At 41.4% G+C, this 19,964-nt stretch carries 23 protein-coding genes; 2 read left to right on the forward strand and 21 right to left on the reverse strand.

The features are described from left to right. Window positions 1-40: 40 nt before the first annotated feature. The 5 genes from D8803_RS03845 to D8803_RS03865 are packed head-to-tail and all read right to left on the reverse strand — an operon-like array spanning window position 41 to window position 4,771. Window positions 41-925 (reverse strand): YihY/virulence factor BrkB family protein, encoded by an 885-nt coding sequence (locus tag D8803_RS03845; protein WP_131200302.1) that lies wholly within the window; start codon window positions 923-925, stop codon window positions 41-43. A gap of 35 nt (window positions 926-960) precedes the next feature. Further along, the gene (locus D8803_RS03850) at window positions 961-3,015 is read right to left on the reverse strand and encodes a cation:proton antiporter (RefSeq protein WP_131200303.1); all 2,055 of its coding nucleotides are present in this window, start codon (window positions 3,013-3,015) and stop codon (window positions 961-963) included. 11 nt (window positions 3,016-3,026) lie between these two features. Then, the gene (locus D8803_RS03855) at window positions 3,027-3,281 is read right to left on the reverse strand and encodes a hypothetical protein (RefSeq protein WP_000361094.1); all 255 of its coding nucleotides are present in this window, start codon (window positions 3,279-3,281) and stop codon (window positions 3,027-3,029) included. Then, entirely contained in the window at window positions 3,274-3,831 is a 558-nt protein-coding gene (locus D8803_RS03860; RefSeq protein WP_190316794.1) for a tRNA (mnm(5)s(2)U34)-methyltransferase, read from the reverse strand. Before D8803_RS03860 ends, D8803_RS03855 begins: the two co-directional genes overlap by 8 nt. Next, on the reverse strand, window positions 3,815-4,771 hold the full coding sequence (locus tag D8803_RS03865) for a TIGR01212 family radical SAM protein (protein WP_131200305.1): 957 nt from the start codon (window positions 4,769-4,771) through the stop codon (window positions 3,815-3,817). The genes D8803_RS03860 and D8803_RS03865 overlap by 17 nt, the downstream gene beginning before the upstream one ends. A gap of 91 nt (window positions 4,772-4,862) precedes the next feature. On the opposite strand from D8803_RS03865, the gene D8803_RS03870 reads away from it, so the two are divergent. Continuing rightward, window positions 4,863-5,228, forward strand: coding sequence for a DUF3397 domain-containing protein (locus D8803_RS03870; RefSeq protein ID WP_131200306.1), 366 nt, complete (start codon window positions 4,863-4,865; stop codon window positions 5,226-5,228). Window positions 5,229-5,338: 110 nt separating this feature from the next. Here D8803_RS03870 and D8803_RS03875 read toward each other — a convergent pair whose 3' ends face one another. Further along, a complete protein-coding gene (locus tag D8803_RS03875) occupies window positions 5,339-6,961 on the reverse strand; it encodes a polysaccharide biosynthesis protein (RefSeq protein WP_131200307.1) in 1,623 nt (540 codons plus the stop codon). 105 nt (window positions 6,962-7,066) lie between these two features. Between D8803_RS03875 and D8803_RS03880 the strand changes: the two genes are divergently transcribed. Further along, window positions 7,067-8,512 carry a UDP-N-acetylmuramoyl-L-alanyl-D-glutamate--L-lysine ligase gene (locus tag D8803_RS03880; RefSeq protein ID WP_131200308.1) on the forward strand — a complete coding sequence of 482 codons (1,446 nt, stop codon included), beginning with the start codon at window positions 7,067-7,069 and terminating at the stop codon, window positions 8,510-8,512. A 35-nt stretch (window positions 8,513-8,547) separates the two neighbouring features. Here D8803_RS03880 and D8803_RS03885 read toward each other — a convergent pair whose 3' ends face one another. From D8803_RS03885 to D8803_RS03955, 15 genes are all read right to left on the reverse strand, one after another. Then, window positions 8,548-8,748 carry a CsbD family protein gene (locus D8803_RS03885; protein ID WP_131200309.1) on the reverse strand — a complete coding sequence of 67 codons (201 nt, stop codon included), beginning with the start codon at window positions 8,746-8,748 and terminating at the stop codon, window positions 8,548-8,550. 101 nt (window positions 8,749-8,849) lie between these two features. Further along, window positions 8,850-9,500: a DUF1803 domain-containing protein gene (locus D8803_RS03890; RefSeq protein ID WP_131200310.1), complete on the reverse strand. Its 651-nt coding sequence runs from the start codon at window positions 9,498-9,500 to the stop codon at window positions 8,850-8,852. Continuing rightward, window positions 9,484-9,996: a YiiX/YebB-like N1pC/P60 family cysteine hydrolase gene (locus tag D8803_RS03895; RefSeq protein ID WP_131200311.1), complete on the reverse strand. Its 513-nt coding sequence runs from the start codon at window positions 9,994-9,996 to the stop codon at window positions 9,484-9,486. Before D8803_RS03895 ends, D8803_RS03890 begins: the two co-directional genes overlap by 17 nt. 85 nt (window positions 9,997-10,081) lie before the next feature. Then, the gene (locus D8803_RS03900) at window positions 10,082-11,017 is read right to left on the reverse strand and encodes a manganese-dependent inorganic pyrophosphatase (RefSeq protein WP_131200312.1); all 936 of its coding nucleotides are present in this window, start codon (window positions 11,015-11,017) and stop codon (window positions 10,082-10,084) included. Between the two features lie 85 nt (window positions 11,018-11,102). Then, entirely contained in the window at window positions 11,103-11,387 is a 285-nt protein-coding gene (locus D8803_RS03905; protein WP_084874347.1) for a GIY-YIG nuclease family protein, read from the reverse strand. Next, window positions 11,377-12,123, reverse strand: coding sequence for a tRNA1(Val) (adenine(37)-N6)-methyltransferase (locus tag D8803_RS03910; RefSeq protein WP_131200313.1), 747 nt, complete (start codon window positions 12,121-12,123; stop codon window positions 11,377-11,379). Before D8803_RS03910 ends, D8803_RS03905 begins: the two co-directional genes overlap by 11 nt. A gap of 33 nt (window positions 12,124-12,156) precedes the next feature. Continuing rightward, a complete protein-coding gene (locus tag D8803_RS03915) occupies window positions 12,157-12,516 on the reverse strand; it encodes a S1 RNA-binding domain-containing protein (protein ID WP_131200314.1) in 360 nt (119 codons plus the stop codon). A 1-nt stretch (window position 12,517) separates the two neighbouring features. After that, window positions 12,518-13,918 (reverse strand): bifunctional Cof-type HAD-IIB family hydrolase/peptidylprolyl isomerase, encoded by a 1,401-nt coding sequence (locus tag D8803_RS03920; RefSeq protein WP_131200315.1) that lies wholly within the window; start codon window positions 13,916-13,918, stop codon window positions 12,518-12,520. An 81-nt stretch (window positions 13,919-13,999) separates the two neighbouring features. Then, a complete protein-coding gene (locus D8803_RS03925) occupies window positions 14,000-14,509 on the reverse strand; it encodes a GNAT family N-acetyltransferase (RefSeq protein ID WP_131200316.1) in 510 nt (169 codons plus the stop codon). A gap of 258 nt (window positions 14,510-14,767) precedes the next feature. After that, window positions 14,768-15,007, reverse strand: a complete 240-nt coding sequence (gene rpsR / locus D8803_RS03930) for a 30S ribosomal protein S18 (protein WP_000068664.1) — start codon at window positions 15,005-15,007, stop codon at window positions 14,768-14,770. Window positions 15,008-15,038: 31 nt separating this feature from the next. Next, a complete protein-coding gene (gene ssbA / locus D8803_RS03935) occupies window positions 15,039-15,509 on the reverse strand; it encodes a single-stranded DNA-binding protein SsbA (RefSeq protein WP_000609594.1) in 471 nt (156 codons plus the stop codon). Between the two features lie 11 nt (window positions 15,510-15,520). Beyond that, window positions 15,521-15,811 (reverse strand): 30S ribosomal protein S6, encoded by a 291-nt coding sequence (gene rpsF, locus D8803_RS03940; protein ID WP_001151782.1) that lies wholly within the window; start codon window positions 15,809-15,811, stop codon window positions 15,521-15,523. A gap of 155 nt (window positions 15,812-15,966) precedes the next feature. Beyond that, the gene (locus tag D8803_RS03945; protein WP_131200317.1) at window positions 15,967-17,151 is read right to left on the reverse strand and encodes an MFS transporter; all 1,185 of its coding nucleotides are present in this window, start codon (window positions 17,149-17,151) and stop codon (window positions 15,967-15,969) included. A gap of 134 nt (window positions 17,152-17,285) precedes the next feature. After that, the gene (gene asnS, locus D8803_RS03950; RefSeq protein WP_131200318.1) at window positions 17,286-18,629 is read right to left on the reverse strand and encodes an asparagine--tRNA ligase; all 1,344 of its coding nucleotides are present in this window, start codon (window positions 18,627-18,629) and stop codon (window positions 17,286-17,288) included. Between the two features lie 152 nt (window positions 18,630-18,781). Further along, window positions 18,782-19,960, reverse strand: a complete 1,179-nt coding sequence (locus tag D8803_RS03955; RefSeq protein WP_131200319.1) for a pyridoxal phosphate-dependent aminotransferase — start codon at window positions 19,958-19,960, stop codon at window positions 18,782-18,784. Between the last annotated feature and the right edge of the window lie 4 nt (window positions 19,961-19,964).

Consider the following 19,964-nt stretch of genomic DNA (forward strand, 5'->3'; position numbering starts at 1 on the left):
AATGCAACAAAAAGACACTTTGAAAACAAAGCGTCTTTTTTTATTCTTCATTTTTTGAAAAGAATGTGTTATCACGAAACTTTGGATCCTTCAAACTCTGTACACTGGCATTGATAACTGCTCCGATAATCAAAATCTTTGCGATGAGAATAAACCAGAACATCATCACAACAACGATAATGGAGCTGAAAAATCGGACGTCGACTAGATGGTTGACATAGTTATTGAAATAGACAGAAAAGATATTCAAAAGAAAGACAAGAGTCAGCAAAACAAAGATACTACCAGGAAAAACGTAGCGAATACGAGGGACTCTGACATTTGGAAGGAAATAGTAGAGCATGACCAAGATGGCAAAGAGCAAGGCATAAATCAAAGGGCCTGTAAAGTCCTGTAGGTAATCAAAGAAAGGACTGTCTGATTGCCAGTAAGTTTTGAGCAGGTTGAGCAACATACGACCAAACATACTCAAAAATAAGGCTAGAGCAAAAAGAAGCTGCAAGCCAAAGCTGACGAGTAAACTCATCAGTTGATGGGAGATAATTCCTCGGCTCTTAGCCACTCCATAGGCCTTATTAAAAGCTTTTTGGAGGAAATCCATCGATTTCGAGAAGGTCCAAAGGGCAGACAAGACTGCAAAACTCAGCAAACCAGTCGATGGTTGGGTTAGGACTTCTCGGGCAATCTTTGCGACCACATCATAGACTGTATCCGGCACAAATTCTTTGATGGTGAGCAAAAAATTTGAAATCGGAATTTGAAAATAGGGCAAGATATTGACCACTATCATCAACAAGGGGAAGATTGAAACCAACCAATAGTAGGCAACCGCAACACTGGTCAGTTCACTATCGGAAGTTTGATAGAAATGTAAAAAAGCTTTCAACAAGGGCCGTTCCATCAGCTCTTTCCACCACTTTTTCATGTTGCAATCCTCCTAATACAAGTTGATTTTCTAAACTAATTTCTTCTGACTAATTCCATCATATCATAGGGTAGGGTATTTGCGGCTTCTTTTAGAGAATAATTCTCAAGATTGTTGACATTTTGCCGTAATTTCTTGGCATACTTAGCCGTAATCAATTTCTTCTCTTCGTATTCAAAGATTAACTTACGTTCTAGGTAGTAACCTCTTAGCATTTCATCGATATTGTTTGGTTTAATACGATTGATAACACGTTCGACAAAGGCACCACTTCCGATAATGGCCGTCTCGCGCAGACGAGACTCTTGCATAAAACTAATCAGAGAACTCTTGTAAACCCCCTTGAGGTTTTCCAAACTTTCGATAATCAACTCCGTATTTTCCAGATAGAGTTCAGATATTTGATCATAATCAATAGCTCGAAGGCGACGTTGCTCCTTGTCATTCCAACTACGAAAGGTTTGGCCAAAGGTCAGCAATTCATGCAGGAGAAAACGCAAGATACGGAGCGACACAAGGAAGTAATATGTTAGGCGAGAAGCCACCTTGCGATTGATACTCTGCTCCATATTTTTCAGATAGCGTTGATAAACTTGATAACCACGCTCACCGATTTTCACTTCCTCGTAAGCCTGCTCCAAACCATCGCTTTCGATACTCAAGATGAGGAGTTTTAAAGCCTCCCAATCCTCTTGAGCTCTCTTATTTTCCTGACTAAGGATGAGGTTTTCAATCCGACCATGGTAATTGTCAATAGCTGCATACAGAGGAAGTTTGTTCTTGTGATGGTCTAGCTCTTTTTCTAATTCTGTAGCTACATCATTCAAAATCGCTATATGCATCAAGTGATCCTTGCTTTCCTCTTGTTCCTCAGATAAGTGAGGGAGAACCAGCAAACCCGTTAAAAAGCTCAATAGTGTAACGCCTGCTACAAGGAAGAGCAACAGAGGATATTCCTGCTCTAAATGACTTGGTATGAGGAGAATGGTCGCGATAGATACTGTCCCTTTAACACCAGAGAAGGTTAAAAGAAGCATATCTTTCATGTACTTATGAATTTTTTTCTTAAGTCGACGCGTCCTCACAAAGTAAAAACCAGCAATCATGACAAAGCGGATCGCAAAGAGCAAGAAGGTCAGCACGACAACTGAAAGCAGTAAAAGAAAGGGATTGTAGAGAGAATTAGACAGAATCGGCTCTGCAATCAACTCTAATTCCATTCCCAAGATGACAAAGACAGAACCATTGAGCATAAAGGTCACGGTATGCCAAACCGTATCTGTAACAGTATCTACCTGAGCTTCGAGGAGCGTGATTTTTTTGAAACGACTGGCCTTCAAAATCCCTGCAACTACAACTGCGATAATCCCTGAAACATGGATTTCTTCAGCGATAAAGAAGGTCATGAGAGGCAAACTCAGTTCAAGCAAGAGTTCACTCGCTATATCAGTCGCTCGCACACTCAGTAAAAATGTATGCAAGAAACGATTGATCATTGCCGTCACAAAACCGACTGCAAAACCACCAAGGATCGAAAGTGCTAGGGATGTCCCAGCCTGACTGAGGGAAAAAGCGCCTGTTGTCCATGCAGCCAGTGCCACCCGAAAGGCTACCAAACCAGAAGCGTCATTCAAGAGTCCTTCCCCTTTTAGGATATTAGAAACCCGTTTGGGAAAACGAAAACGTTCAGACAGAGATGCAAAGGCAACCAAATCTGTTGGACCAAGTGCCGCTCCAACTGCTAAACAGGCAGCTAAAGGAAGAGTCATCCAAAGGAAGTGAGCCATGCCCCCCAAGCTTAAAGTCGAGATAAAAATCACAGGGAAAATCAGAAAGACGACAATCCGCCAATGCTTCAAAATGGACGTTATATCTGCTTCTTCTGCCTCTCGGAAAAGTAAGGGGCCAATAACCATGGCCAGAAACAGCTCTGTATTGAGATGAAAGTCCGCATCGGGAACAAATAAACCAATCCCAATCCCCAAAAGGATTTGTACAAGAGGAAGGGGCAAAAAAGGGAGAAGTTTATTGGTCGTGGTTGAAATGATTAAGACAAATAAAAATAGAATCAAGTAAATGAGTAATTCCACACAATTCCTCCTTAATCTTTTTTACAACAAGATTCAAAAATCTCCTTTTGCTCTTGGATTTTCTGATCAATCTTAGAACAGTCTTTGTGCTCAATTTTTTTCTGGCATCGTTCCATTTCAAGAGCCACTAATTTTTTCTTGATTTTAAGCATTTTCTTGCTCATATGTGCTTCGTCGAGCACTCCGACTGCTCGCTCGTGATGCGTTGACTCGACAAAATTTTGGCGCATTGCCTCAAGCTTCTCACGAAGGTATTGTTTATCCATGTCTATACCTTTCTAATTTTTCAATCATAACTAAAAACGGTGGATTATTAACTTGGTTGAGAGTCCGATAAATAGCCGCTGTATACTCTTGTTGGTTCAACTGGCTAACAAAATCCAATACAGCATCCCTCTCAGTATCTCCTCCTTCATGACCATAGTAGATCATGATAGCAATCCGTCCCCCTTTGACAAGCAACTGACAAAGCTTTTCAAGTGCTTCAATGGTAGTCTGAGGTCGGGTGATGACTGATTTGTCAGCAGAAGGTAAATAACCCAGATTAAAAATCCCTGCCTTAGCCTCTGTCACAAATTGATCCAGTGTCTCATGGCCTTGCAAAATCAACTGAACATTCTCTAAACCTGCCTCATTTAAACGCTCTTGGGTTTTCTCCAAAGCCTGCTCCTGGATATCAAAGGCATAGACTTGCTTGGCTAGCTTGGCTAAAAAAAGGGTATCATGGCCATTGCCCATGGTCGCATCCACTACGATATCATTCTGAGTCACAACCTCAGCCAAAAAATCATGTGCCATCTCAAGTGGTCTTTTCATTTTCAAACTCCTGTTTTACTACCTTACAGCCCTGAACGCTTCCTCGCCGTCTCATTTCAGTTTCAATAGCATTTAGCACTTCCCATTTATTGAGGCTCCACATGGGACCTATCAACATATCTCTAGGCGCATCTCCCGTGATTCGATGGATGACGATATGCTTGGGAATGATTTCCAACTGGTCACAGATAACCTTGACATACTCGTCCTGACTCATCAGTTGCAAGCGTCCTTCGTGGTAATCTCTTTGCATACGCGTATTGGTCATGAGATGGAGCAAGTGCAGTTTAATTCCTTGAATATCATTATCCGTGACACAGCGACGGACATTTTCGACCATCATCTCATGAGTCTCACCGGGCAAACCATTAATCAAATGGGAAACAATCTCAATCTTAGGATGCTTTCTCAAGCGTCTTACTGTTTCAACATACAATTCATAAGAATGAGCACGGTTAATCAGGTCAGAGGTTGTTTCATAAGTAGTCTGTAAGCCCAATTCTACTGTCACATGCATGCGCTCCGATAACTCAGCCAAATATTCAATGATTTCGTCTGGTAGGCAGTCTGGGCGTGTTCCGATATTGATTCCCACCACACCCGGTTCGTTGATGGCTTGTTCATAACGTTCTCGAATCACCTCCACCTTTTCATGGGTATTGGTAAAGTTTTGAAAATAAACCAGATACTTTTTAACATCTGGCCACTTGCGGTGCATAAAGTCGATTTCCTTATAAAATTGCTCACGGATAGGGGCATCTGGTGCTACAATGGCATCTCCAGAACCCGAAACCGTACAAAAGGTACAGCCCCCATGTGCCACAGTTCCATCGCGATTTGGACAGTCAAATCCCGCATCAATAGGAACTTTAAAAGTCTTTTCTCCAAAGAGTTTTCGATAATAATCATTCAAGGTATTATAAGATTTCATAACTTTCATTATAACAAAAAACACCCGCAATCTCAAAAGCCTGACTTTCCTACAAATTCCCTTGTTTCTCATTTCCTTTAGCGTTTTTTTATGATACAATATGGGTATGATTTTAATGAAAATAGCAGCTACTTTATTGTTGGTATTAACCCTCGTGGTCTCCATCATTGTAACAAAACTTTTTAAACTGAAAAAACTAGGACTGAATTTCGCGGATTTAGCTTTTCCACTTTTGGTCTTCGAGTATTATCTTATCACTGCAAAAGCCTTTACCCACAACTTTCTACCGCGACTTGGTGTCGCACTTTCTCTCCTAGCAATCCTCCTTGTAGTCTTTTTCCTCATCAAAAAACGAAGCTTTTATTACCCTAAATTTATCAAATTCTTCTGGAGAGCAGGTTTTCTCCTAACCTTAGTCCTCTATATCGCTATGATTGTAGAATTAATGATGCTCACACCCCAATAAATCCCTAGAACAACTGATTCTAGGGATTTTAATTTATAGAAATTTAAATGTCAGCTAACCCAGACACTTAACAAGGAGCTAGCTTTTCTTTTAGTTATAAATCTATTTTGTTAAGATCGTTTAAATTTTGCTCGTAGGCGGTCTGCTTGAGGTTTCCCAATAACCTTATCCAATAGGTGAGTGCCAAGACTCATTAAACCATAGAGTCCTCCCCCGAGACCTCCGATGAGGGCTACATAAAGGAAACTCCATAAGCGTCCCGTTGGTTGGAAGAAAAATCCTAAAATCCACTGTAGGAAACCAACTAAGAGAAACATGACCATTGTCAAAATCATAATCAAAATTGTCCGTTTTAAGATAATCTTACGACGTGCACCTGTTACCCTGCAAATATCTCGGTACATCAAAACATTTGGAATGATGAGACCGATAGTCGTTGAGATCAAGGGACCGTAGCTGTGGAAAATGGCAATAGCTGGTAACTGCAAGACTAACTTAGCAAGGGAACCATAGACAAAGTAAAGCACTGCCTTGCGGTTTCGGAACATGGCCTGAAGCATGGGTGACAAGACCATATACAAACCTAAAATAGTAGACTGTAAAACCGCAAAGACAAACAAGCCCATGGCCAGACTATCTGGCTTGCCATAAAAAACTGTATAGAGAGGCTCCCCTACCATGACGACTCCAACTGTTGCTGGTAAGAGAAACATAAAGAGCATGGTCATACTATCTTGAACTAGGCGAGCAGCGGCTCTCAAATCACCTTTGACATAATTTTCCGTCAAAAGTGGCAAGCCAACACTTCCAATCGAGACACCAACAGAGATCAAAATCATGGTGATTTTATTAGGATTGGCTGAGAAATAAGAAAACATAACAACCAAGTCTTCATTGCTGTAGTTGGTAAACCACTTCATGCTATTGATGAAGGTCATCTGGTCTAAAATCTGGAAGAGCTGGATGGCTGATCCTGTCAGGATAAAGGGAATGGCTTCCTTGATGGTATCAACCAAGAGTCGCTTGCTATTGATCTTATCCCGTGTTTCAAATACCTTTTGGAGCAGTCCCTCCTTGGAAAGAAAATAAATCAAGACTGCAAAACTAGCCACCATTCCCACAAAGGCAGCAAAGGTAGACTGAGTAACCGCTGATAAGTAATCACCAGAACCCATCTTCATGATAATAAAAGTAGCCAGCAACATCCAGATAACACGGATCACCTGCTCGGCGATTTGACTCATAGCATAGGGCTTAAGGTTGTTCATCCCTTGGAAGAAGCCACGGATAACACTCATAGATGGAAAAATCAGAACTGCCCAAGCCAAACTCTGCATGATAGGAATTAGGTCTTTCCCCACGCCTGATAAATCTGCCAACCAGGGAGAAAAGAGATACAAGACCAAGGCAAAGACTAGTCCCAAGCCCGTCATAAAGCCTAGAAAACTCCGAATCAAGGCAAAGCTATGCTCTTCTTCTCGCATAGTATTGTACTTAGCCACTTGTTTAGCAACCGCAACCGGGATACCCGCTGTCGAAATCAGCAAGAACCAGGCGTAAATATTATAACCCATGGTAAAGAGACCATTTGCCTTGGCGGCATAAGTCCCCATCCAAATATACCAGGGAATAATATAGATAGCACCAAGGAGGCGACTAATAAAGTTACTAGCTGTTAGCCAAGCAGTCCCTCGCAACATCTGGGCTTGCTGGTGATTGTTTTCGTTAGACATAGCTTCCTCATTCAATTTTGATAACTAGGAAAAGTTCCCTATCTTCCATTATAAACTTTTCCTTGTTACTTGTAAAATTCAGACTTGAAGTTTATAATAGAAAGTATGATTAAGATTGAAACCGTATTAGATATTTTAAAGAAAGATAGTCTCTTCCGTGAGATTATTGATCAGGGACATTACTACTACAATTACAGTGATGTCGATTTTGATAGTATCAGTTACGACAGCCGTAAAGTAAAAGCAGGCACTCTTTTTTTTGCAAAAGGTGCCACCTTTAAAAAAGAATACCTTCTCTCCGCTATCTCGCAGGGGCTGAGTTGGTATGTAGCTGAAAAGGACTACGAGGTCGGTATTCCTGTTATTGTCGTGAACGACATTAAGAAAGCCATGAGTTTAATTGCCATGGAATTTTATGGTAATCCACAAGAAAAACTCAAAATTCTCGCCTTCACAGGAACAAAAGGAAAGACAACAGCGGCCTATTTTGCCTATAACATCTTGGCTCAAGGGCATCACCCAGCTATGCTGTCAACCATGAATACAACCTTAGATGGCAAAACCTTCTTTAAATCTGCCCTCACAACTCCTGAAAGTATCGATCTCTTTGATATGATGGCTCAAGCTGTTCATAACGGAAGAACCCATCTCATCATGGAAGTCTCCAGTCAAGCCTACTTGGTTAAGCGAGTCTACGGCCTAACTTTCGATGTAGGAGTGTTTCTCAATATCAGTCCTGACCATATCGGTCCGATTGAGCATCCAAGTTTTGAAGATTACTTCTACCACAAACGTCTCTTGATGGAAAATAGCCGAGCAGTTGTCATTAACAGCGACATGGACCACTTTTCTGTACTGAAAGAACAAGTGGAACATCAAGAGCATGATTTCTATGGTAGCCAGTCAAGTAACCAAATTCAGAATTCCAAAGCCTTTAGCTTTTCAGCTACTGGTAAACTCGCTGGTGATTATGATATTCAACTCATTGGCCACTTCAACCAAGAAAACGCCGTTGCTGCAGGACTTGCCTGCCTTCGTCTAGGTGCCAGTCTAGAGGACATCAAAAAAGGAATCGCTGCGACCCGAGTTCCTGGACGTATGGAAGTCCTCACGCAGAAAAATGGAGCCAAGGTCTTCATCGACTACGCCCACAATGGTGACAGTCTGAAAAAACTGATGTCTGTTGTTGAAACCCATCAAACTGGAAAGATTGCTCTGGTTCTCGGTTCGACTGGAAACAAGGGTGAAAGTCGTCGCAAAGACTTCGGTCTCCTCCTCAATCAACATCCTGAGATTCAAGTCTTTCTCACCGCTGATGACCCCAACTATGAAGATCCAATGACCATTGCTGAAGAAATCAGCAGCTATATCAGTCATCCTGTTGAAAAGATTGCCGATCGCGAACAAGCCATCAAAGCAGCAATGGCTATCACTGAACAAGAACTCGATGCCGTGATTATTGCGGGTAAGGGAGCTGATTGCTACCAAATCGTCCAAGGAAAGAAAGAAGCCTATCCAGGAGATGCAGCCATCGCAGAACGTTACCTATAAAATCAAAAAATCAAGGGAAGTTTTCCCTTGATTTTTTAGTCTTCTTTCTTAAATGATTTTTTAAGACCTTCAACGGCACCTTCTACAGCACCTTTAGCATCTTCAACAACTTCTTTTGCTTTGGCAACTGTTTTTTCTACAGTACCTTCTGCTTCTGTCTTGCTATCGCCAGTAACTTTACCAAATCCTTCTTTGATAGCACCAGTTGCTTGTTCCAATTTATTTTCAAGTGACATAGCTCTGTCTCCTTTGCTTTTAATACGATAAATGTTATCGCTTACATTCAGTTTATGCTTATTCTTTAGTAAAGTCAAACAATCTGCTCAAAATGAAGCAATTAAGGTAAATAGAAAGTCAACCGCTCCTTGTCAAAATCAACAGCCAACTCATACTTCCCTTCTTCGTTTTGAACAATATAACCCAAGACGACTAAACTCTCAACGAAAATATCACGCCGTTTCTGCATGAGCTGGTCCTTTTTGAGGAACTTGAGTAAAAAAGTCGTCATATACTTGAGGGCGTACTCAGGATTGACATCTCCCAAAATGGCATAGAGTTCCTGCTGTTTTTGTGTCAAAGGATATTGATTCTTGACCTTGTAGAAATAATTCGACAGGGTCATCTTTTCTCTTGCAAAATCCGTAGATTCGACTAAAATGGCTGCATTGGTCTGATTGCGCAATTCTGTCTCAAAAGTCTTCTCTAGCAAGGCTTGATAGACTGGACTGTCCTCTCTGACAAAAATTTCTTGATCCAGTTCAAGATTATCAAGGGACTCAAGCATAGGAAGATTGAGGTAATAACGCTTGTTTTCCCGTAGAATCAAGCCAGCCTTTATATATTCTTCCATGAGTTTATCAACTGCTACTTCTGGAAATTGAGCCTTGATTTCCCGTAGAATCACATCATCATGCTGGTCCAGATAGCGGATCAATTCTCCAAAAAATGGCTGTCGAGTCAAACGAGATGGATTAAAAATCTGAATCATGAAGATTCCTTTCTTTACATTCTAAAAGAGAAGATGCTGCTAGTTGACTAGGATTGGTCCCTGGTTGATTCAGAGGCACAGGAAGTTCGAGTTTCCTGTAATATTCCCTCCAAAAATCACTAATCTCCTGCTCCCCGTCTCCAAATTGCATCGGAATAGTCTCAAAAATAGGGAGAATTTCTGCGATGTACTGGGAACAGTAAAAACCAGACCCATCTGGATAAAAAGAGGCGTTATAGGGTGCACCTAAATGTTTGCTGGCTCTTTCCTTTACCAAGTCAGCTTCCATCTCTGGATAGACATAAAGGTCATAGAGATGAGTCGGTTCAAAAAATTCATCTGGTCCTTGACAGATTACCCCTGCTTGCCCACTAGCATGGTAGATCAAACCGTCCAAAAAGATAGCTACATGACTATAGTTCCCAGTAGAAGCCTGGATGGCCTGCCCCATATCTGAAAGATCCTTCACAAAAATCAAATCGCCATTTTCTAACATCTTTCTCTCCTAGAAAAAAAGGAGCCGAGACCCCTTTAGCTATAAGGAAACTAACGTTTCCTCATTTCAATTATCACTCAGACTATTAGCCATTAAAGCTTTCAGTCAACTGAGGCACCACTTGTTTCTTACGTGAAACGGCACCTGGAAGGAAAGCGTGGTTGTTTTCAAGTTTAAAGTTGAAGGCAGCTTCAACCTTGTCCATGTTTGATCCAAGAGCCAAAATTTCTGAGTTTGAGTTCACAATATCAGTAATCATCAAGACAAAGTCAGAGTAGCTGTTTGCTACATTAGCCGCTTTCATGGCTGCTTCGATTTCAGCTTGGCGTTCCAAGACTTCAGCAATATCAACTGTGTTAACCTGAGCAACACGAACCTTATTTCCGTTGAGTTCAAAAGTCTTAGCGTCGATATCAATCAATTCTTCAGCAGATTTACTAGCCAAGTTTGTACCAGCCTTCAGCATCGCGAGACCGTATTCTTCCAAGTTCACACCTGCTAATTCTGCCAATTCAGGAGCAATGACTTTATCAGATGGGTGTGTTGTTGGAGATTTCAAAAGAAGGGTATCTGAAATCAAACCTGAAAGCATCAAACCTGCAATTTCTTTAGGAACTGTCACACCATGTTCTTTGAACATGCGGTAAACGATTGAAGACGCAGATCCAACTGGTTCCAAACGCATGTAAAGTGGGCTTGCAGTTTCAAAGTTAGCCACACGGTGGTGATCCACAACTCCGTAAACTTCTACTTCAGCGATATCTGACACTGATTGTTGGAATTCATTGTGGTCAGTTAAGATAACTTGCTCTGCACCTTCTGCTTTAGCAGATGTGATAACACGTGGTGCTTCTACACCAAAATAGTTCAAAACAAAGGCTGTTTCTTCATTTGGAGTACCGAGAGCTACTGCTTCTGTGTCCAATCCATAAGCTTCTTTTGCAAGGTAAGCAAAGGCTACAGATGACCCGATGGCATCTGAGTCTGGATTTTGGTGACCAAATACTAGAATCTTAGACATGATAATACCTCTTTAAATTTATTCATCTTATTTTAGCATTTTTTTCCTCTTTTGACAAAAGTAAGAGGAGTCAAAGGACTCCTCATTAGACATCAATATCGTTAACTAGATTTTTTTCTTGATTTTCGGATAAAAATCGTTCTTTCTGTGGTCTCTTCTTACGTTTGAGGAGAGCCTCAGCAGACATGGCTTCTTCCTTGCTAGCAAAACCCTCTACATAGATGAGTTTAACTGGCAAGCGAGCTCGGGTATACTTGGCTCCCTTACCACTATTATGAACGGCAAGGCGTTTCTTAACGTCTGTCGTATAACCAGTATAGTAAGAACCGTCACGGCACTCCACTACATACATATATGCCTTATGATCCATAGTAAATCTCTTGAATTTCTGGTGTATAGGAGCCATCGTCATTGTGAACAATGAGTGGTGGCAGAACCTTGAAACCACTTGTCGATCCATCCTTGATAGCTTCGATTAAGAGCATATTGGCCTCCTTCTGTCGTTTAGGATAGACAAATTGCAGGCGCTTGGGTGCTAAATTGTGGCGTTGAAGCATATCTAGAATATCCAAAAGTCGATCTGGACGATGAACCATGACAAAACGACCATTAGACTTGAGAATGCTCTGAGCACTTCGACAGATTTCCTTAAGATTAGTCGCAATTTCGTGTCTTGCCAGGAGGTAATGTTCACTTTCGTTCAGATTAGAATGCGGATCCACCTTGAAATAAGGCGGATTGCACAAAATCATATCCACCTTACTTCCTTGGATGTGAGCAGGCATATTTTTCAAATCATCGCAGATGACCCGCATCTGCTCTTCCAAACCATTCAACTGAACCGAACGCTCTGCCATATCCGCCAAGCGCTCCTGAATTTCTACAGAGAGAATTTTTGCCTTGGTACGACTACTTGCAAAAAGTCCCACTGCACCATTTCCAGCACAAAAATCCACTATTAAGCCATTTTTAGGGAAGCGAGGAAAGCGTGACAAGAGAACACTATCCACCGAATAGCTAAACACTTCTCTATTTTGAATGATCTTGATATCTGTCGAAAAGAGCTGGTTGATTCGCTCTCCTGGTTTTAATAATTGTTCTTCCATATATTGATTTTTAAAAATACGAAATCTAATAAACTAGTTTTTCTCTCTCAGATTGTTGAGGGCTTCCTTTGTCCAGATTGGCATCATTCGCCCAAGTGGTGCAAAACCATGCTTGATACGATCATTTGAAAAACGTCTCCGTCTTGGCAATTGATGTTTTTCCTCTTCTAAGGTACGGATAGAAAGGCTGGCCTTCCCAGTGTATTCGTCAAAATCCACCACCTGAACTTGGACTTCATCGCCAATTTTTAAAATGTCATAGATATTTTCAATAAATCCCGTCCGAATCTCCGATATGTGAATCAGCCCTGTCACCCCTGTCTCTAACTCAACAAAGGCACCATAGGGCTGAATTCCTGTAATACGCCCAGTTAGCTTATCACCAATTTTCATTCTAGTCCTCAATTTCAATCGTTTCAATTACTACATCTTCAACTGGCTTGTCCATAGCACCAGTTTCAACAGCTGCAATGGCATCCAAGACTGCAAAAGATTCTGCATCTACCAATTGCCCAAAAACAGTGTGACGACGGTCAAGGTGAGGAGTTCCACCTTGCTCTGCATAGATTTCCGCAATCGGTTCTGGCCAACCACCACGAGCAATCTCTTTTTTAGAATAAGGCAAATGTTGATTTTGCACGATAAAGAACTGGCTGCCGTTGGTATTTGGACCAGCATTGGCCATAGAAAGGGCACCACGGATATTATAGAGTTCTTCTGAAAATTCATCTTCAAAAGAGTCACCGTAGATTGACTCACCACCCATACCTGTACCAGTTGGGTCTCCACCTTGGATCATAAAGTCCTTGATAATGCGATGGAAAATCACTCCATCATAGTAACCATCTTTTGAAAGAGCGACAAAGTTTGCTACTGTTTTAGGAGCATGTTCAGGGAAGAGCTTGATACGCAAGTCTCCGTGATTTGTCTTAATAGTCGCTAGAGGACCCTCTACTGTTTCAATGTCTACTTGTGGGAAATGCAATTCTTTTTCTACCATACCAAATCCTTCTAAGGCATCAAAAATGCCATCTTCTTCTACTGTTTTTGTAATATAATCTGCTTTTTCTTTGATCTTTTCGTGGGAAACTCCCATGGCAATACTAATTCCAGCATAATCAAAGAGTTCTAAGTCATTGAGGCCATCTCCGAAGACCATGACGTTCTCTGGTTTCAAGCCTAAATGCTCCACCACCTTGGCTACACCTGTGGCTTTTGAACCTGAAATAGGAACGATATCAGATGAATGTTCATGCCAACGGACCATGCGAAGTTTATCCGATAAAGATTCTGGCAAGCGCAAGGCATCTCCTTTATCTTCAAAGGTCCACATCTGGTAAATGCCTACTTTTTCATGAAAGTCAGGATCCACATCTAAGTTTGGATAGATGGGATCAATCGCCTCACTGATCATTTCTGTTCTAGTGGAGAGTTTGGCGTCATGGCTGCCAACCAAACCATATTCAATCCCCTCTTTCTTAGTCCAAGAGATATACTCCTCAACATCTGACTTGTCAATCTGATGTTGATAAATGACCTGACCTTTTTTATCTTCAATATAGGCCCCATTTAGGGTTACAAAAAAGTCAGGCTTGAGCTCACGAATCTCTGGAACAACTCCAAAAATGCCACGCCCAGAGGCGATTCCTGTTAAAATCCCTTTCTCTCGCAACTGCTTAAAGACAGTGGGAATTGTGGCTGGAATAAAGCCCGCCTTTGACGTACGCAAGGTATCATCAATATCAAAAAAGACGATTTTAATCTTCTTTGCCTTGTATTTTAATTTTGCATCCATCTCTCTACCTCTTTCAATCTAACTCTTTCCATTATACCATAAAGTAGAGAAATCCCATATCTCCAAAAAATTTGCTATCTCTTATTCAAATTTCTTGGATAAGTACAAAACTAAATCATCATTATTTTGAATAGTGGCATTCATTTCCAACGGTTGGTTTCGATACCATACGCCCGAACCATCTGGAATATAACCTCGTTTGATGTACAATCTCTGGGCAGGTCCATAGCCTGAGTGCAAACCTACACCAAGCGTCACCCTATCCGATATGAGCTTAACTCGTTTTTCCGCTTCTTCCATCAAGAGATTTCCAATACCTTGATTTTGAAAGGGCTCAAAGACATTGAAATCTGAGAGTTCTGGATAGATTTCTGCAAAAGGCCCCTGCTTAGCATCGGGTATAATAGTAATGTAGCCCGCTACAACACCATCAATCTCTGCAACTAAGACTTCTCTCTCCTTGCTTTTCTGTTCCAGAAAATATCTAGCCAAAATTTCCTCTCTACCGGGCCAACCTTGATTGATAAAACCTTGGGATAGATTTTTAATGTCATATTCTTGCATTTTTCTAATTGAACATTTCGTCTTCATAAGGTGCTCCTTTAAAGCTTTCTCCTACCATTATAGCACGACAACAAAGATTAAAAGAAAAAACCTGGTAAGACAAAAGAATCTTACTAGGTCAAAAAGTAGACGTTTCGAACGGATCCCTGTAAAAGTCTGAAAAAGAGGTCCCCCGGACCGAACTCCCCTTCTCATTTCAAAGCTCGTGAAAAAAGACCCATTAGGGTCTTAATTCGCTTTCTTGTTTCCGAGCTCATGAAAAAGAGGTCCGCTGGACCCCTTTTTTTAATCTTCGTTTACGAAAGGCATCAAAGCCATTACGCGAGCGCGTTTGATAGCTGTTGTTACTTTACGTTGGTTTTTAGCTGAAGTTCCTGTTACACGACGTGGAAGGATTTTCCCACGTTCTGAAACGAAACGGCTAAGAAGCTCAGTATCTTTGTAATCAACATATTCAATTTTGTTTGCTGCGATGTAATCAACTTTTTTACGGCGTTTGAATCCGCCACGACGTTGTTGAGCCATGTTTTTTCTCCTTTATAGTATTAATTGTCCATTAGAATGGTAAATCATCATCCGAAATATCCAACGGATTTGTTGCTCCAAATGGATTTTCATCACGTGAAAAGTCAGGTACTGATTGTGTAGGTGCTGTATAACTAGCAGTTGGTGCAGAATAAGCCCCACCTGTATGTCCTTCACGCACGCTACGGCTTTCCAACATTTGGAAATTGTCAGCCACGACTTCTGTTACGTAGACACGTTGTCCTTGCTGGTTATCGTAACTACGAGTCTGGATACGACCTGTGATCCCGATAAGAGAGCCTTTTTTAGCCCAGTTAGCAAGATTTTCAGCCTGTTGGCGCCACATAACGACATTGATGAAATCAGCCTCACGTTCGCCATTTTGACTCTTGAATGTACGGTTTACTGCAAGAGTAAAAGTCGCAACTGCTACATTTGATGGGGTATAACGCAACTCAGCGTCACGCGTCATACGCCCTACAAGTACAACATTGTTAATCATAGTTTACCTTCTTACGCGTCAAGTTTGACGATCATGTGACGAAGAATGTCAGCGTTGATTTTTGAAAGACGGTCAAACTCTTTAAGAGCTGCGTCATCGTTTGCTTCAACGTTAACGATGTGGTAAAGTCCTTCACGGAAATCTTGGATTTCGTATGCAAGACGACGTTTTTCCCATGATTTTGATTCAACAACAGTTGCACCGTTGTCAGTCAAGATAGAGTCAAAACGTGCTACCAAAGCGTTTTTCGCTTCTTCTTCAATGTTTGGACGAATGATATAAAGAATTTCGTATTTAGCCATTGATATGTTCCTCCTTTTGGTCTAATGACCCCAAGTCTTTGCAAGGGGTAAGTGAGGTTTGCTCACAATTAACTATTATACTAGAAAAGCTAGTAGATGGCAAGAGAAAAAAGATAAAAGTGAAAAAAAGTCTATTGCTTAGAAATAACATTCTCTTACAGTTCTACAGATCCGGCCATCTCTTTCAAATTTAAAAATAGCAAAAAGCTGGCTAGTACTAAAACGAATCCTAAGTAAAGGAAGGCTACTACAAATCCTAGATAGTCAATCAACCACCCCGTCAGAGGAAAAATGACGATCATACTCAGGCTGAACATCATAGAGTAAACACTTAGCATGGTTGCCCGTACCTCACTTGGGAGTCGCTTTTGTAAATCGTTGTCAAAAATCGGTTGAAAGAGAGCATATAAGGCGTTACTAATCAAATAAACCAAAATATAAATCAATGGCGTACCAAAGTAGGACAGCAAATAAGTTCCTCCCGTCAAGAGGACAAGAATTGGAAAGAGTTTTAAGGCTGAATACCTCTTTCCAATCTTACTTGCTAGATAAACTGCCCAGATGTTCAAAGCACTGCCCATCAGCATGACCATCGAAATCTGCCACCCTTCTAGGTCAGGCAGTTGATTTTGATAGTAAAAATAAAACATACACATCAGTGTTCCGATGATTTGGGACAGAATCATCCAACCAAAAAGACTGGGATTTCTCTGCAACTCTTCTTTGACAGTCCAGATTATTTTTTTCATCGTCAAGCGCTCAGATTTTTGCGCTTTAACACTAGGCTCTTTTAGCATCCAAGTTAGAAAAAGAACGATAATCGAAGTAGCAATCATGATATAGTAGGTCAAGTGCAATTGACCATGGACAAAAAATCCTGCTAAAACCGTCCCTAAAGACCGAGTTCCTTCTGCGACTCCTGACATAAAACTTGAGATAGATAAGTAGCGCTCTTTTAATCCAGCCTCCACGGCTGAATCATAAACCATGGCTGCACTCGTCCCCGAATCAAAATTATAAGACAAGGCACTCACCACCATAGCAAGTGCATAAATCCAAAAATTACCTTGTCCTAGTAACATGAGAATAGACGACGCAATCCCAGCTATTCGACTTAAATACAGATTGGTTTTATAGGAATAGCGGTCAGCTAACATTCCAGAGGGAATTTCACAGATGACACTGGTAGCATGAAAAATACTTTCCAATAAGCCAATCTGCCAAAGCGACATCCCGTTTTGACTGAGAAATAGAATCCAAAAGCTGGTAATGCCCAGAAAGGCAAAAAATTCCACACCAGCCATGAGACCGATATTCTTCCGGTAATTTCGTTTAAACATAGTTTCTCCTTTAACAAGTGTATTTGTATCTTTGTGTTTGTCACTTGTTAAGCTTTACTTTACATGTCCTTCACCTCTTCCTTCAAGTATTATGGTGTTTTGAAAAAACGCCTATTACGGCGTTTTGATTTAGTTTACGGTTTGATACGGTGTAACATACGTGGGAATGGAATGGCTTCACGGATGTGTTTTGTTCCTGCTGCGAAAGTTACCATACGCTCGATACCGATACCAAATCCACCATGTGGTACTGTACCGTATTTACGAAGGTCAAGGTAGAATTCGTACTCTGTACGATCCATACCAAGTTCTTCCATCTTGGAAACAAGGGCATCATAGTCTTCCTCACGCATAGAACCACCGATGATTTCTCCATAGCCTTCCGGTGCCAGCAAGTCTGCACAAAGCACGCGCTCTGGATTGCCAGGAACTGGTTTCATGTAGAAGGCCTTGATAGCTGCTGGGTAGTTGATAACGAAGGTTGGTACACCAAAGTGGTTTGAAATCCATGTTTCATGTGGTGAACCAAAGTCATCTCCATGTTCCAAATGCTCGTAGTCAGCATCTTCATCATTTTCATGTTCTTGCAAGAGGTCAATGGCTTGATCGTAAGTGATGCGTTTAAATGGCTCTGAAATGTAGCGCTTCAAGAGCTCTGTATCACGTTCCAAGGTTTCCAAGGCTTGAGGCGCACGATCTAGAACACCTTGAAGAAGAGCTTTTACATAAGCTTCTTGCAAGTCAAGTGACTCATCGTGTGTCAAGTAAGAGTACTCTGCGTCCATCATCCAGAACTCAGTCAAGTGACGGCGCGTTTTTGATTTTTCAGCACGGAATACTGGACCAAAGTCAAAGACACGACCAAGAGCCATAGCACCTGCTTCTAGGTAAAGCTGACCTGATTGGCTCAAGTAGGCTGGTGTTCCAAAGTAGTCTGTTTCAAAGAGTTCAGTTGAATCTTCTGCCGCATTTCCTGAAAGAATAGGGCTATCAAATTTCATGAAGCCGTTCTTGTCGAAAAACTCATAAGTTGCATAGATAATAGCGTTACGGATTTGCATAACCGCTACTTGCTTACGAGAGCGGAGCCACAAGTGACGGTTGTCCATCAAAAAGTCTGTTCCGTGTTCTTTTGGTGTGATTGGGTAGTCTTGAGATTCACCGATCACTTCGATGTCTGTAATATCCAACTCATAGCCAAACTTAGAACGTTCGTCTTCTTTGACAATCCCTGTCACATAAACAGACGTTTCTTGGCTCAAGCGTTTAATCGTATCAAACTTCTCTAGACCCACTTCCTCACCGAACTTTTCAATAAAGTTTGGTTTAAATGCTACACCTTGGAAGAAGGCTGTTCCATCACGCAATTGCAAGAAGGCAATTTTCCCTTTTCCTGATTTGTTGGCAACCCAGGCTCCGATGGTCACTTCTTGACCAACGTAGTCTTTTACATCGATAATTGTTACACGTTTTGTCATAATCTATCTTCCTTTTTTCGTTTAACTTGTCCGAAGACATCATTACCCACTATTTTACCATAAATAGACTGCGATAGCTAGGTTCTACTAGAGAAAAATCGCGAGATTTTCGTTACAAAAAATCTTCGCTAAAAAGGCGAAGATTCTAAGTTTTATTTTTCCATAAACTGGTGCAAACGACGAATAGCTTCTTTTAATGTATCCAAGTCTGTGGCATAGCTGAGACGAACATTTTCTGGTGCTCCAAATCCAGCTCCTGTAATCAAGGCAAGGCCGACTTCTTCGAGAATAGCCGTTGTAAACTCTGTCACATCGGTATAACCCTTCATCTCCATCGCTTTTTTAACATTTGGAAAGAGATAGAAGGCTCCTTGGGGCTTGACAACTTCAAATCCTGGTACTTGGCACAAGAGAGGGTAAATAGTATTCAAACGTTCTTCAAAGGCTTGGCGCATGGTTTCAACAGAGTCTTGCGGTCCAGTCAGCGCTTCAATGGTAGCATATTGCGATACGGCAGTCAAGTTAGAGGTTGTTTGTCCTGTTAGTTTGCTCATAGCAGCGATAATTTCAGGATTTCCCACAGCATAACCTACCCGCCAACCAGTCATGGCATAGGCCTTAGATACACCGTTAATCACGATGGTTTGCTTGCGAATGGCTGCTGACAAACTAGAGATTGGAACAAATTCGTTCCCGTTATAAACCAAACGACCATAAATATCATCTGCTAGGATAAGGACATCATGTTCAACAGCCCAATTTCCGATAGCCAAGAGTTCCTCACGAGAGTAAATCATACCGGTCGGATTCGATGGTGAATTGAGAACCAAGACCTTGGTCTTATCTGTTCGGGCTGCTTCTAGCTGCTCTACTGTTACTTTAAAGTGATTGTCTTCCTTGGCCTGAACAAAGACTGGCACACCTTCTGCCATCTTGACCTGGTCTCCATAGCTGACCCAGTATGGTGTAGGGATGATGACCTCATCACCTGGATTGACCACAGCCATAAAGAAGGTGTAGAGAGAGAACTTGGCACCAGTGGCAAAGGTAACCTCGTTAGCCGCTACGGAATACCCATAGTAGCGTTCAAAATAGGTATTAACCGCTGCTTTTAACTCTGGTAGGCCTGAAGCAACTGTATAGAAGGAAGCTCGTCCATCTCGAATCGCTTCTACCGCTGCATCCTGAATGTTTTCAGGAGTATGAAAATCAGGCTGTCCCAAGGTTAAGAAAAGAACATCCCTTCCTTGAGCTTTTAATGCTTTGGCTCTTGCATCACTAGCTAGAGTGACGCTTTCTTCCATTTCTAGTACACGCTTGGATAGTTTCATATGT

It is taken from the genome of Streptococcus oralis, from assembly GCF_003943385.1.
Classification (GTDB): Bacteria; Bacillota; Bacilli; order Lactobacillales; family Streptococcaceae; genus Streptococcus; species Streptococcus oralis_CA.

Bases quoted from the DNA above. Each gene is read 5' to 3' on its own strand.
- D8803_RS03845 (WP_131200302.1), bottom strand. From the start codon at position 925: ATGAAAAAGTGGTGGAAAGAGCTGATGGAACGGCCCTTGTTGAAAGCT.
- D8803_RS03855 (WP_000361094.1), bottom strand. From the start codon at position 3,281: ATGGATAAACAATACCTTCGTGAGAAGCTTGAGGCAATGCGCCAAAAT.
- D8803_RS03860 (WP_190316794.1), bottom strand. From the start codon at position 3,831: ATGAAAAGACCACTTGAGATGGCACATGATTTTTTGGCTGAGGTTGTG.
- D8803_RS03865 (WP_131200305.1), bottom strand. From the start codon at position 4,771: ATGAAAGTTATGAAATCTTATAATACCTTGAATGATTATTATCGAAAA.
- D8803_RS03870 (WP_131200306.1), top strand. From the start codon at position 4,863: ATGGGTATGATTTTAATGAAAATAGCAGCTACTTTATTGTTGGTATTA.
- D8803_RS03875 (WP_131200307.1), bottom strand. From the start codon at position 6,961: ATGTCTAACGAAAACAATCACCAGCAAGCCCAGATGTTGCGAGGGACT.
- D8803_RS03880 (WP_131200308.1), top strand. From the start codon at position 7,067: ATGATTAAGATTGAAACCGTATTAGATATTTTAAAGAAAGATAGTCTC.
- D8803_RS03885 (WP_131200309.1), bottom strand. From the start codon at position 8,748: ATGTCACTTGAAAATAAATTGGAACAAGCAACTGGTGCTATCAAAGAA.
- D8803_RS03890 (WP_131200310.1), bottom strand. From the start codon at position 9,500: ATGATTCAGATTTTTAATCCATCTCGTTTGACTCGACAGCCATTTTTT.
- D8803_RS03895 (WP_131200311.1), bottom strand. From the start codon at position 9,996: ATGTTAGAAAATGGCGATTTGATTTTTGTGAAGGATCTTTCAGATATG.
- D8803_RS03900 (WP_131200312.1), bottom strand. From the start codon at position 11,017: ATGTCTAAGATTCTAGTATTTGGTCACCAAAATCCAGACTCAGATGCC.
- D8803_RS03905 (WP_084874347.1), bottom strand. From the start codon at position 11,387: ATGGATCATAAGGCATATATGTATGTAGTGGAGTGCCGTGACGGTTCT.
- D8803_RS03910 (WP_131200313.1), bottom strand. From the start codon at position 12,123: ATGGAAGAACAATTATTAAAACCAGGAGAGCGAATCAACCAGCTCTTT.
- D8803_RS03915 (WP_131200314.1), bottom strand. From the start codon at position 12,516: ATGAAAATTGGTGATAAGCTAACTGGGCGTATTACAGGAATTCAGCCC.
- D8803_RS03920 (WP_131200315.1), bottom strand. From the start codon at position 13,918: ATGGATGCAAAATTAAAATACAAGGCAAAGAAGATTAAAATCGTCTTT.
- D8803_RS03925 (WP_131200316.1), bottom strand. From the start codon at position 14,509: ATGAAGACGAAATGTTCAATTAGAAAAATGCAAGAATATGACATTAAA.
- rpsR (WP_000068664.1), bottom strand. From the start codon at position 15,007: ATGGCTCAACAACGTCGTGGCGGATTCAAACGCCGTAAAAAAGTTGAT.
- ssbA (WP_000609594.1), bottom strand. From the start codon at position 15,509: ATGATTAACAATGTTGTACTTGTAGGGCGTATGACGCGTGACGCTGAG.
- rpsF (WP_001151782.1), bottom strand. From the start codon at position 15,811: ATGGCTAAATACGAAATTCTTTATATCATTCGTCCAAACATTGAAGAA.
- D8803_RS03945 (WP_131200317.1), bottom strand. From the start codon at position 17,151: ATGTTTAAACGAAATTACCGGAAGAATATCGGTCTCATGGCTGGTGTG.
- asnS (WP_131200318.1), bottom strand. From the start codon at position 18,629: ATGACAAAACGTGTAACAATTATCGATGTAAAAGACTACGTTGGTCAA.
- D8803_RS03955 (WP_131200319.1), bottom strand. From the start codon at position 19,960: ATGAAACTATCCAAGCGTGTACTAGAAATGGAAGAAAGCGTCACTCTA.